10 protein-coding genes are annotated in these 12757 nt (G+C 40.8%); 1 reads left to right on the top strand and 9 read right to left on the bottom strand.

Annotated features, from left to right (window positions below; translation table 11 throughout):
- Window positions 1–115: 115 nt before the first annotated feature.
- Window positions 116–1096: a glycosyltransferase gene (locus tag D7V32_RS05700; protein ID WP_120401944.1), complete on the bottom strand. Its 981-nt coding sequence runs from the start codon at window positions 1094–1096 to the stop codon at window positions 116–118.
- A 230-nt stretch (window positions 1097–1326) separates the two neighbouring features.
- Between D7V32_RS05700 and D7V32_RS05695 the strand changes: the two genes are divergently transcribed.
- Window positions 1327–2211: a glucosamine inositolphosphorylceramide transferase family protein gene (locus tag D7V32_RS05695; protein WP_120401997.1), complete on the top strand. Its 885-nt coding sequence runs from the start codon at window positions 1327–1329 to the stop codon at window positions 2209–2211.
- Window positions 2212–2215: 4 nt separating this feature from the next.
- Here the strand turns inward: D7V32_RS05695 and D7V32_RS05690 are convergent, their stop codons facing one another.
- From D7V32_RS05690 to D7V32_RS05655, 8 genes are all read right to left on the bottom strand, one after another.
- Entirely contained in the window at window positions 2216–3253 is a 1038-nt protein-coding gene (locus D7V32_RS05690; RefSeq protein WP_120401943.1) for a glycosyltransferase, read from the bottom strand.
- A complete protein-coding gene (locus tag D7V32_RS05685) occupies window positions 3250–4023 on the bottom strand; it encodes a glycosyltransferase family 2 protein (protein ID WP_120401942.1) in 774 nt (257 codons plus the stop codon). The genes D7V32_RS05690 and D7V32_RS05685 overlap by 4 nt, the downstream gene beginning before the upstream one ends.
- Window positions 4020–4775, bottom strand: a complete 756-nt coding sequence (locus tag D7V32_RS05680; protein ID WP_120401941.1) for a polysaccharide deacetylase family protein — start codon at window positions 4773–4775, stop codon at window positions 4020–4022. The genes D7V32_RS05685 and D7V32_RS05680 overlap by 4 nt, the downstream gene beginning before the upstream one ends.
- On the bottom strand, window positions 4775–5803 hold the full coding sequence (locus tag D7V32_RS05675; protein WP_120401940.1) for a glycosyltransferase family protein: 1029 nt from the start codon (window positions 5801–5803) through the stop codon (window positions 4775–4777). The genes D7V32_RS05680 and D7V32_RS05675 overlap by 1 nt, the downstream gene beginning before the upstream one ends.
- A 140-nt stretch (window positions 5804–5943) precedes the next feature.
- The gene (locus D7V32_RS05670) at window positions 5944–6849 is read right to left on the bottom strand and encodes a mitochondrial fission ELM1 family protein (RefSeq protein WP_120401939.1); all 906 of its coding nucleotides are present in this window, start codon (window positions 6847–6849) and stop codon (window positions 5944–5946) included.
- 71 nt (window positions 6850–6920) lie between these two features.
- Window positions 6921–7847, bottom strand: a complete 927-nt coding sequence (locus tag D7V32_RS05665) for a branched-chain amino acid transaminase (protein WP_004278329.1) — start codon at window positions 7845–7847, stop codon at window positions 6921–6923.
- A 35-nt stretch (window positions 7848–7882) separates the two neighbouring features.
- Window positions 7883–10624: a bifunctional [glutamate--ammonia ligase]-adenylyl-L-tyrosine phosphorylase/[glutamate--ammonia-ligase] adenylyltransferase gene (glnE, locus tag D7V32_RS05660; protein WP_120401938.1), complete on the bottom strand. Its 2742-nt coding sequence runs from the start codon at window positions 10622–10624 to the stop codon at window positions 7883–7885.
- A gap of 78 nt (window positions 10625–10702) precedes the next feature.
- The gene (locus tag D7V32_RS05655; protein WP_120401937.1) at window positions 10703–11992 is read right to left on the bottom strand and encodes a sensor histidine kinase; all 1290 of its coding nucleotides are present in this window, start codon (window positions 11990–11992) and stop codon (window positions 10703–10705) included.
- Window positions 11993–12757 lie beyond the last annotated feature (765 nt).

Here is a 12757-nt window from a genome sequence, read left to right as displayed (position 1 = left end):
AAATTAGAAATATTTTTTAGTAAGAAATACACTATAATACAAATAAATGCCTCACAGGACTGACTTAAAAATTTTCAAATCAGCCATGTGTAGACAATATAAAAACAAACAAGAATTAAATGAGAGTTTGATATGCCTCTAAGTAGCTCTCTGCCATTTTTTGAATGCTAAATCTGTCTTTAGTAGACTTAATATTTGCAAACTCAACTACAAACTCATCATAATTCTTATAAACTTCAGTAATTTTAGAGCGCAAAGCTTCTGCAGTACTGTCAAATTTCAAAGACTCCGGCAAAATTTGTTCACAAATCCCTGTATGAGATGAAATCATCAATGGTGCATAATAAATTGCATCAATTGCGACAAGACCATACGGTTCAAAACGTGATGGAATAATATGCAAATCACAACTGTACAAAACATTATTAATTTGGCGGCTAAAACCTTTTAAAAATACTTTTTCTTCCAAATTTCGTTCTTGAATCAGCTGTTGTAAATTATTCTTTTCTTCCCCTTCGCCAAAGATATGACATTCAAAATCAAAATCCACAGAAGAAAGTGCTTCAATTGCAATATCAAAGCCTTTCATCTTATCTAAGCGGCCTGTAAGCGCAATATAAAATTTCTCAGGACGCTCAATTTTGCTTGGCTCTTTATAAGCCATACCATTTTTAATAATAATTGATTCTTGTTTTAAAAGTTGCTGCGTATCTTCTAAAATCGCTACACACAGATCAGCAAGATTATATTTTTTCTTATATTGCAAGGTGTGCTTTGTCGCTATGATCGGTATCTTTTTTTTCAAAAAAAATTGAGCATATTTCATAATCTCAATTTCCTTTGTATTGTGACAATGAATTATATCAGGCGAAATTTTTTCTAATAACTTAGCTGTTTGATATAAAAATAAAGGATTATGACGGTTCTTTTGAAAATCAAATTCTATGAGCTCTATCGCATCATCAATATAAGGCTTAATCTTTTCATGACTCAAAAGACAGACCTGATGTTCTTTCACCATCTCATTACACAAATCCACACAGACTTTTTCCGTGCCCGCAAACTGAATCCAATGTAACGTATGAAGAATCTTCATCTATCTTCCCAAAATTGTATTACAGCTCAATTATTTTCCATACAGACTTAGATCTTAACACTAAGCTATCCGCCCATAGTCAGATAAAAATAAAGCTATAAGCACTCATAAAATTTAAAATAACACGATACTACTGATGTAAAAGCCGAGCTAAACACCAATATTTTACTGAATGAATATCATACCTAATGTAGAATTAGATAAATAGTATTATGTCTTTACACAGCTTTATGATGCGCACAATTTTAAAGAAATGGTATAAATTTCAACAAAAGCAACATGCTAGAAAATTTGATTCTCATTGGTACATGCGTTTTGGCTGGTTGCAACAACCATTAAAACATCAAGAACAGCTTAAAACACTTTTTGAAATTCATTCACCGCGCAAATTTACATTTGCTGATTGTTTTTATGCGCAAGATAATGATCGACATTTCATTTTCTTTGAAGAAGTCGACGATATCCATCCTGTCGGTTTTTTATCAGTTCTGGAAATATTTAAAGATGGCACCTATACCGAGCCACAAACCATTCTAAAACTGGACTACCACCTGTCTTATCCATGTATTTTTCAGATTGAAAATGAATGGTTTATGATTCCAGAAACCAGTGCCAATAAAACCATTGAACTTTGGAAATGCACCGACTTCCCTTTAAAATGGGAAAAGCATAGCAATTTGTTAGAAAGTATAGAGGCTGTAGATACAACGCCGTTTTTACATAATGGCATGTGGTATTTATTTACCTCAACCCGTCGAAATTGCAAAAAATTTGGTGATCGTTTAGATCTTTTTATGACTGAAGATCTTTTAAATCCAAACTGGCAAGAGCATCCACAAAACCCTGTATGTAAGGGTCATCAGCAATTCCGCATGGCTGGAAAACCATTTATCTATGATGGCAAACTGGTGCGCCCAAGCCAAGATTCACTAAAACGTTACGGCGGCAACATTGAGCTCAAGCATATTGTCGAACTCAGCCCAACCACTTACAAAGAATCGCTCTTAGAAGTGGTTTTGCCAGATTGGAATCCGCAAGATGATGGCTGTCATACCATCAATGCTGAAGGCGACTTTGTGGTACTCGATGCTATTCGCTTAACAGCTAAAAAATAAATACTTATGCTGAGCGCAGCAAATCCTTGTAAATTTGCAGGGTTTGCTGTGTCATGGCTTCAACCGTTAATGTTGCTTTTGCCTTAGCAAATAATGGTAAGAAATCCTGATCTGCTCTATCTGACAGTGCCTGCTGAATCGAGGCTTTCAGTTGCTCCGCATGACCAATTTCCGCCAAATATGGCGATGGCAACCACTCAATCACACCATTCACTTTGGTCGATGCCATCGTTTTATCCGCTTGTAGTGCTTCCACCATCACCAATGGAAAACCCTCTCGGTCTGAGGACAACACCACAGTATCCGCCAGCTGGATTAAGTCACGTGCATCTGTACGAAAGCCAAGAAAGGCAACTTGAGACTGCATATTCTGCTGCTGAACTTGCGCCTCTAAAGACGTCCGTAAAGAACCATCACCCACAATCCATAAGTTAGCATCGATCCCCTGCATTGCCTCAATCAACAAACTGATATTTTTAACTGGCTCCAAGCGTCCAATGCACATCACCAGCTTTTTTGATCTGTCCATGACTGGATGCACTGCATAAATATCGGCTTTTAGCTGGTCTTTCTGTTGTTCTGATAGCGCAGGCTGTGGATATACACCGTTATACACAATATGCGCTTTATGCGCGGGGATACCTTGTGTAAGCGCTTGGCTGACTGCAATGACCGCATCCCCAGCAGCATAAATGGCTTTATTTTTTTTGGTGCCATGAACTGTCGTAACAAACTTGACTGGCTTAAGGCAGCCACGGATTTTAGTAATTAACTCAGATGCTTTCCCTGCTTGTGCATGCACGACATCGGGCTGAATTTGATTAATCAGACTTTTTAACTGCCAAAGCAGAAACACATTCCAGCGACTGCGAGCAAAATTCACCGGATGAAAATGAACATTTTCATTGAATTTTTCGGCATAGCATGGATGCGCCAAAATATGCACTTCATGCTGCAGCGACATTTCATTGACTAAGTTGAAGCTATGCTGCTCCAAACCGCCTATACCGCCACTGGTTGCTAGAACTTGTACAATTTTCACGGCTGATCCTGTTTTTTCTTGGCTGCATTTTGATGCTGCTCAAAAAGCTTTGCCTCTTTTAAAAAGGCATAAAAAGCATTAATCATGCTGTTTACGAAACCGCGCCAGCCATTCAAGCAGCTGCGGCGGATAAAGTAAGACTTTAAGAAAGTTACCGGCATGACCAAACTTAATTTTAACAAACTCGGCTTTTTGCCCTTTTGGAATTTTTCCGCTGCTTTTAAATTTGAGTATTGATTATTTTTTTCTACTTTGACAAAAATACTCGATTCGCCGTAGTGATAAATATCGCCTTCAGCTTTCACACTTTGACCATCCACAATTACATTTTCGTGGACTTTATTTTCAAGGTCATATTGGCCTTTGTTTTTACGGAAAAAACGTACTTTGGCATGCTTTTTCGTATGCTTGCTGTTTGGCACGCCTAAAAACACATCATTAATCGGGGTAATCAGTGCATCAATTTGATTGGCTTGAATGGTCTGTTCAATTTCGGCTTTTAATTCTTTCGATAGAACTTCATCACCATCTAAATTTAGCACCCAGTCATTTTTGCACTGCGCCAAAGCCAAGCTTTTTTGCGCAGCATAACCCTGCCAATCCTGATGTGAAATACGCGTATTGGCAAAAGACTGCGCAATCGCATAGGTATCATCCGTACTGCCAGAGTCTAAAATAATCACTTCTGAAAAATCTTGCACGCTCTGCAAGGTGTCCTGCAGCCAAGGACCGCAGTTTAAAGTTACGATATAAACACTGCATGGAATCATAATTTATAACGTCCTTTCGCTAAGGCAATACGCATTTGTAAGGCATTCATTGCGCCATGTGTACTTACGCGCGGAATATTAAATTGGTTCGCCGTGCTGATGTGTTCCACTTTTTTACGTGTAGACACCGCATTTTTAAAGCCGATTTCTTTGGCCATTTGCTGATGCTTTTCATTAAAACGGCCAAATGGATAAGCAAAGCTTGGACATTTGCCAACAATTGCTTCCACATCTTGTTTCGACGCTTGCATTTCTGCAAATGCCTGTTCATCTGACAATTTCAGCAAATTTACATGGTGCTGTGTATGTGCGCCAAATTCAATCACGCCTGAATCTGCCATTTCTCGGATCTGCTCAGGGCTTAACTTTTCAATGCCTTCAATTTGTGTAGCCAAATAAATTGTCGCTTTGGCCTTATATTTTTTTAGTAACGGATAGGCATATTCGTAGTTATCTAAAAAGCCATCATCAAAGGACAGTGCAAACACATCTTTTTGTCCTTCATACTGATCAATTTCAGAGACAAAGCAGAATTTGGCATTCTTACTCACTAAATACTGTAGCAACTGCTCGAACTTAGCAGGAGGCATATTCATGCCCGAAGCCTCTGCATTTGGCGTGACTTGATGTAGCATCACCACACGCGGAATATGTGCAGTACGTAATGGTGGCAACCAAAAAGTGTAGTTACCCAAGACATAGAGTACGGTGGCCAGTAGCACTAAGCCCGCCAACACATAAAGAATCCACATTAAGCATATACCTCGTGTGACCATTCATAAGCTTCAGACAATGGCTGATCAAAAGTAACTTCAATCATAAACTGGGTAATACGTTTTGCATTAAAACTACTGCGGGTTTTATTCCAGCCCGCTTGTGCAATTTTCTTCGCTTCATCAGGATGTCCTGCATAGTGCTTAATTTTTGCCGCCAAATCATGTTGGTCATCAAAATAAACCACTTCTTGCTCTGTATAGAGCTGATCGAAGCCTGGAATACGCGGGCTAAAGGTCAATAAGCCATTGCCTGTGAGCTGCACAATTCGGTCTGAACTGTATAAGGTCACGTCATTTTTACGTGAATAATTGAGACCCATACGCGATTCTGACAGCACTTTATAATAGCCTTTGCCATATACGCCCGGTTGCTCAAAACAGCCATAATACTGATATTGAATACTGTTTTGAGTTAAGGTATCTGCCAAATCTTTTAAGAATTTCTCACGGACTGGTTCTTTATACACCACGCCACAGAAGATAAATTCTTTATCAATGCGCGTAGATTCAAATTGTTTTAATACTTCAACATTGCGATGACCGACGTTCGGCATATAAGCAGTTTTTAAATGCGGTTGCTTTAATTTTTTTAGGTATTCGCCACCTGTAGTACAGAAAATGGCATCCAAATACGGCGAAAACTCACGAACAAAACCTAACTTCTGCTCTAAGTACAAGGGATCGACATACCAAAAAGCAATTTTGGTTTGAGGAAATTGCTGTTTGATATCGCGCAGCACAGTCGGACTCATCAAGTCACTGTGACCCACCAATACGAGATCGGGTTCAATATTATTCACGATCTTTAAAATTTCTTTATTGGCCCAATTCGCACCGAGTTTTTTCGTTTTAAAAATCGTGCCCATACGCGCCATATCGCGGAAACTGAAATCATAAACAAAGTGTCCGTTTTCAATTAAACCAGCGGAAATTTTACGGTCAGTGCAATAAAAATGTGCACCCTGTTTATTAAATCCAAAATTCGCGATATGTAAGATTTTCATAAATCACTCAAAAACAAGCTGCTATCTGCCTATTCGGCATATTCTAATATTCAGTTTAAAAGCATAGCATAAAGCGGTTTTGACAACAGCAGCTTAGTGATTGCTTTTCTGCGCTAAGCCATTGAAATTCTGTATATGAACTATTTCTCGTTATTGTCCTGTGCTAAAAGCTTCTGCGCGACGATCGAAGCTTCTTCAAAAGCAACAGCCTCAGTGAGCTCTTTAAGATTAAACCGTGCAGAAACAATGTTTTTATCCAACAAGGTATCTACAGATTTCACAATTCGATCCGCTTTTAATCGATCCATCGGAATCACACCAACTTTACACCCAGCAGTTAGCGCCTCATAAATCATCGATACGCTATCTTCAGTCACCCAAACAGCCTCAGCTTTTTGCATTTCTTCAAAAATCCAGCCTTGTGGCGTTTCCGCTACAGGAAAAATTTGCAATTTAGACGCATAATCCTGCCGTTCCAATTCAGCCAAAAACTCGGCTGGTGTACGGCGTGAAGTCGTTAAAATAATCTCAGCTTGTGCATTATGAGTTACGATATTTTGAATTGCATTTAATACTTTTTCAGCATTCCACTGATGGCGTTTCGATGAACCGCCCAAAGCAATCAGAATACGGTTTTGCACATGACGCTGTTCATTGACAATTGGATTCAGCGCCCCTTGCGTTAAAACGACATTGCCATTTTCGGGCACGCCGTCATGCTCAGGAATGACAGCATAATCAAACCAGCCAAATGGAAAATTCGGCTTCATTAAAATCACAGTTTTCGCCTTTGGAAACACTTTGCCTAAAAGCAAAACGCGCAGCTGAGTATGACTGCCCACCCCAATAATATAATCAGGTGCTTTGCTTAACACAGACAGCTGCTGTTTACCCCAATGCCCCAATAGACTGAATACTGGCAGCTGATCGATTGCAATTTCTTCAAAACTGACGTCTTCATTGGCTTGTCTTTGCAGTGCTTTGAATAAGCCTACAGCTTGCGAACGGTGCCCTGCTTTTCCATCACTCACATAGACGATATGCATTCAAAATCCTGTAAATCAGCCAATAAAAAAAGCGAAACTAATGTTCCGCCTTTTCATCTTAACCGATTGACTTATTTTACGTAAGTTAACCAGTGTGCATATTTAGGGTCTTTACCCTGAACTGCATCGAAGTATGCTTTTTGGATTTGTGTTGTGATTGGACCGCGAACACCTTCACCAATTTGACGGTCATCATATTCACGGATTGGCGTTACTTCAGCAGCAGTACCAGTGAAGAATGCTTCGTCTGCGATATAGAACTCATCACGTGTAATACGGCGTTCAATCACGTCATAACCAAGGTCTTTAGCAATGGTAATAATAGTTTGACGCGTAATACCGTCCAAAGCGCCGCCAGCGATATCTGGTGTATGAATCACGCCATCACGCACAAGGAATACGTTTTCACCTGAACCCTGGCAAACATAGCCTTGCGGATCAAGCAGCATTGCTTCGTCATAACCTGAATGCGCCACTTCTTGGTGAGCAAGAATAGATAACGTATAGTTGCCAGATGCTTTTGCTTTACACATCGTCACGTTTGGATGATGATGTGTAAATGATGAAGTTTTCACGCGGATGCCTTTCGCCATCGCTTCTTCCCCAAGGTAAGCGCCCCAGCTCCATGCAGCTACAACAGCGTGAATTGTGTTGTCAGTTGCAGCAATACCTAGTTTTTCCGAACCGATAAAAATGATTGGACGCAAATAGCAAGATGCTAATTTGTTTTCACGAACCACATCAATTTGAGCTTGCTCAAGCGCTGCTTGATCAAACGGAACTTTCATTTGGTAAATTTTGGCAGAGTTTAATAGACGCTTTGTGTGCTCTTTTAAACGGAAAATTGCAGTACCATTCGGAGTTTCATAAGCACGGACACCTTCAAACACACCCATACTGTAGTGTAATGTGTGTGTTAGGACGTGAGTTTTCGCCTCACGCCAATCAACTAATTGTCCATCTTGCCAAATAAAACCATCACGATCAGCCAAATTCATGACCTAAACTCCAAATTTTTATACACAGTCATTTTCTACCCAACCGCCTGAGCAGCTGGATCAATTAATCTTTGCCATAACTTGCAAACGACCTCTCGGATATCACGCCAATCGCTAGCGCTGACTTGCATGGATTGATTTGCAAGGGCTAGACGGTGGCTTTCGGCACGTTCGCTGAGATAAGCTTGAATCAATGCTGTCGCGTCGTCACTGGATAAGCAACTTGTCTTTGCGGCATCCTCAAGGATTCGTACATTATCGGAGTAGTGAGCGAGATCCGGATTCGCTCCACTCCATGCGAGTACCGCATACTGTGCCATAAATTCTATGTCGACGATACCACCTGCATCCTGTTTTAAATGAAAAATTCCATCTTTTTTCTGCTCTTTTGATGATCCAAGATGATCTTTCATTTTTTCACGCATTTTCAGCACTTCGGCGCGCACATGCGCCTCATCACGCGGCTGAGTCAAAATATCACAGCGTAATTGCTCAAATTTTTTCTGTAATTGCATTTCACCTGCAATTGGACGCGCCCGCACTAAAGCCTGATGCTCCCACAGCCATGCGCTTTTCAGCTGATACTGCTCAAATGCTTTTAAGCTGGTAACCAGCAGGCCCGCTTCACCAGAAGGGCGTAAACGCGTATCCACTTCATAAATACGTCCATCCAAAGTTTGCGTAGTCATTAACGAAACAAACTTCTGCCCGACACGCATAGCAAATTCAAAACCGCTGATTGGCTTAGTGCCATCCGTATCTGCCTGCTCATCCATATAATGAATAAACACCAGATCTAAATCTGAACCATAGCCCAGCTCAATGCCGCCGACTTTGCCATAGCCAATGACCGCAAAGGACATATAATCCAGCGCACAGCGCTGTCCATCAGCATCTAATGGATAGCCATGCTTTTTCGCTACTATCTGATAAGCCAAATGCAATGCGGCATTGACCGAAACCTCAGCAATATCCGTTAAAGCATCAGAAACCTTCATCAGCGGACTTTCTGCTAAAACATCACTGGCCGCAACGGCCAAAACATTGGATTTTTTAAACAGGCGCAGTACACGCATCTGATCTTCAACTTGATCTATTTCAATACGGAGCAATTGCTGGCGCAGTGAATCCTCTAGATCTTTACGCTTTGGCAGTTCAAAATCCATGGACAAAAATTCATCCAGCAGCACAGGATAATGTGTTAATTCCTCACAAATCCAAGGGCTGACGGTGGCCATTTTAACTAAACGCTGCAGCGCGCCTTTGCTTTCAATCAGCATCACCAAATACACGGTACGGCGCATGACTGATTCAACCAGCGGCATCAGCCGCTGCAAAGCAATTTGCGGATTATCTGACTGGATCACAGCTTCGACCAAATGCGGCCAAAATGCTTTTAAACGCTGTACAGCTTTCGCTGGCAATTTTTTTAATGCATGCCCATGCCAAAATTCATGTACTAAATTTTTAGTATTGTCATCCAGCACTTCACTTAAACGCTGTTCCAGCTGGCTAAACCCCTCTTCTAAATGATTCACCTCTTTTTCTTTAATCAGATGCAAAAACTGATAAATCACTTTAGCGCGCTTTTCATTCAGCACAGCTAAAAATGCATCCCAATCGGCAAATCCCAGCGTTTCCAGCATACGGCGGCGCAAATCAGGCTCAATCGGCAAAGACTGCGTCTGCTGATCGTTCAATGCCTGAATAGCATGTTCAATACGGCGTAGAAATAAATACGCATCCTCAAGCTCAGCAACAGCCGTTGTATCCAGCAGGCCAAATTCACCTAAATGCTGCAGGCTGACTAAACACTGACGGTCTTGCAGTTCCAGCTTAGAGCCGCCATAAATCAGCTGAAAGACCTGAACAATAAATTCAACTTCACGAATGCCGCCGGCCCCAAGCTTAATATCATCTTCAATATTACGGCGCTGCACTTCCCGTTCAATCATGCCTTTCATTTCACGCATGGCTTCAAAGGCGGTGTAGTCCACATATTTACGAAACACAAACGGGCGGGTCATTTCCAGCAAGTCATCACCATCTTTACCGCCAGTGACAATACGCGCTTTAATCCACGCATAACGTTCCCACTCACGGCCATGCTGACTGAGATATTTTTCCAAAGCGACGTGGCTAATTGCCAAAGCCGAACCATCCCCCCAAGGACGCAGGCGCATATCTACACGAAAAACAAAGCCATCGGCACTAATGTGATCCAGTAAATAAATAAGTTTTTGGCCCCATAAAATACAGAACTGCTGTACCTCGATACATTTACGGCCATTGGTTTCACCCTGCTCATCAAAGGCAAATATCAGATCAATATCACTGGATAAGTTCAGCTCCTGCGCACCTAACTTGCCCATCGCAATCACAATCAGGTCCTGCAGCTTGCCGTTATAGCCCATCGGCTCACCATGTTTGGCTTTTAAAGGCTCATAAGCAAATGCTTTGGCTGCGCAAATCGCGGCATCAGCAAAATCAGAAAGTTCACGGGTAAGTGTGACGACATTAGTCAGCCGATTGGCATCTTGCCAAATCCAGCGGAACATTAGACGGGCGCGCAGTATGCGCATCGCGCGCATCCAAGCGCTTTCATCGGCAATACCGTCTAAAGCATCAGAAATATAATTGTGTATTTGGACCGTACTGAGCGGACTGAGAAATTGATCAATTGCATAATCTTGCTGAATCAGTTCGGTATGATTGCCCAAGACTTGTTCAGCATATTGGCTGGCAACCAATGTTTTTTGCAATTGTTCCGCATTCATCCTACACAGCACCCTAAACCTTCAATGCATCTAGTTATATCAGCAGAAGATACGCCATGGGAATAAAAGATTCGGTTTTTATCCGCCAACCTGTGACTTTTCTTCAGGTTTTGCCTTACCAGAACTGTCTGTACTCAATGCATGATTTAAACTGGTGGCTTTAGGCAAATCTACCGTAAAAGCAGTTCCCTCCCCCTCACGCGACATCACATAAATTTCACCGTGGTTCATTTCTACAAAACGCTTGCACAATACCAGCCCTAGACCAGTGCCTTTCTCTCCGGCTGTACCTTTCATACTGATGGCCAGCTTTTGCTCAAAGACATTGTCCATTTGCATTTTCGTCATGCCTAAACCCGTATCCTGCACGGTCAGACGGATATATTCATCACGCTCCTCGGCACGAATAATCACTTTGCCAGTACCGTCTGTCGGTGTAAATTTCAGCGCATTAGAAACCAAGTTCTGAATCACTGAAGTGATCATATTAATATCTGCATTTACCTTCAAATGCGCAGGCACAGCATTTTCCAATTCAATATTTTTGTTCACCGCCAAGCTGTTCAGCACACTGCAGACAATGGTCGAAGCCTGATTCAAATCAAAATTTATCGGGTGATAAACAAAACGGCCGCCTTCCGCCATTGCCCAGTTCAATAAATTTTCCAGCAAGTTATACGTCGATTGCGCAGTGTCAAATAAATATTCTGAAATATTTTGAATGCTTGATTCATCCAGCGTATCTCGCTCTTGAGACAGCACTTCTGAAAAACCCAATAAACCATGAAACGGCGCACGCAGATCATGCGCGATAATTTGGAAGAACTTAGTCTTGCTATAATTTAAAGCAGATTGCTGCTCAAACATCTCTTTCAATTCAGCATTTTCAATCCGAAGGCGCAATACGCTCACCAAGCTTTGTACAAACTCCTCCACAATGCTCAGCTGCTTTTCGGTATAGCCGTCTTCCCGATCATCAAATAGAAAAACCTGACCAATACTGTCCTGATCATCCTTTAAATCAAATGCCACCATGCGCTTATGCTCCACACCTAAGCTGTGCGCATAAGCCGAAAGCTGCGGAAATAGCGGATGTGACACATCTAAGCGGTCTGTATGCTGGAAAAATTCCTGCAAGCGCTCATCAGCCGCCGCCATAAATGCTTTAAATTCGCGATCTGAGCTATACCAAATATACGGCTCATCTTTAAATGCTAAAATAGCGCTGTCCATTTGCAGAATGCCGCGTGCAAACTTTAAGAAGTCTGCAATCTTATTATCATCTGTATAGACTCCCATCAGCAATGAGAGCCTGCATGCAGCCAACTGCTCGGTCTGCGCACCTATATCTAAGAGTTTAACCACCATAGACAACCTGCTCAAAAATGACTGAAGGAAACCCGACTATTTTACTTTACTAACAAAAATAAACAAACAATTCAAGCAATCTTCAAAACAAAAACAAAGAATAAAAACCGCAGCAGAACCATAATTATTATTTTACCATTTGGTTTAATTAAGTTTTTGAATAAATATGTAAAAATTTAACGAAACATTTCAAATATTATTATTGAAAAATAACCCTTAAACAAACAGCTAAAGGCTTGATCTATCACATTTCCGGCAGCACCTCATTTACAGAATACTTACATAAAGCACAGCACAATTGTTATCTTCATCACATATTTAAAATCACATTCACTTTTACCTTCACTCACTTCTCAACTCAAAATAATTAAGACGATATTTTCATAATTGTAAGGCTTTGTTTCGACCCAAACAGAGGAGGTAAAACGGGCTATTTCAAGCACATCAATAAAGCACAAAAAATTGTAGAACAATGCAAAAAAACACCCGCTTTTTTCGGTTTCTTCATAAAATAGCGAAATACCTAGCACATATAATTTTACAATTTTCCGACAAAATGCAATGCGGCTCAGATGCAGTTAAAAAAACCAACGCGGCATAAGACGGGTATCTATTTTTTCTTATAACTTAATAGCCGTTTTATATTAATTGATTAAAAAACAAAAAATACAAATGAAATTCAATAAGATAAATGTAAATACCGCAACAAAACAACTTTCAAAATTCAACAAATTACGGCATTTTTCAAATTCAATAAAAATTTAC

The organism is Acinetobacter tianfuensis, assembly GCF_003611465.1.
GTDB classification, from domain to species: domain Bacteria; phylum Pseudomonadota; class Gammaproteobacteria; order Pseudomonadales; family Moraxellaceae; genus Acinetobacter; species Acinetobacter tianfuensis.
Note: the sequence above shows the minus strand (reverse complement) of the source record. Positions and strands in the feature narration are given on the sequence as shown.

Coding starts and splice junctions, on each gene's coding strand:
- D7V32_RS05695 (WP_120401997.1), top strand. CDS start 1,327: ATGATGCGCACAATTTTAAAGAAATGGTATAAATTTCAACAAAAGCAA.
- glnE (WP_120401938.1), bottom strand. CDS start 10,624: ATGAATGCGGAACAATTGCAAAAAACATTGGTTGCCAGCCAATATGCT.
- D7V32_RS05680 (WP_120401941.1), bottom strand. CDS start 4,775: ATGTGGATTCTTTATGTGTTGGCGGGCTTAGTGCTACTGGCCACCGTA.
- D7V32_RS05665 (WP_004278329.1), bottom strand. CDS start 7,847: ATGAATTTGGCTGATCGTGATGGTTTTATTTGGCAAGATGGACAATTA.
- D7V32_RS05675 (WP_120401940.1), bottom strand. CDS start 5,803: ATGAAAATCTTACATATCGCGAATTTTGGATTTAATAAACAGGGTGCA.
- D7V32_RS05655 (WP_120401937.1), bottom strand. CDS start 11,992: ATGGTGGTTAAACTCTTAGATATAGGTGCGCAGACCGAGCAGTTGGCT.
- D7V32_RS05685 (WP_120401942.1), bottom strand. CDS start 4,023: ATGATTCCATGCAGTGTTTATATCGTAACTTTAAACTGCGGTCCTTGG.
- D7V32_RS05700 (WP_120401944.1), bottom strand. CDS start 1,096: ATGAAGATTCTTCATACGTTACATTGGATTCAGTTTGCGGGCACGGAA.
- D7V32_RS05670 (WP_120401939.1), bottom strand. CDS start 6,849: ATGCATATCGTCTATGTGAGTGATGGAAAAGCAGGGCACCGTTCGCAA.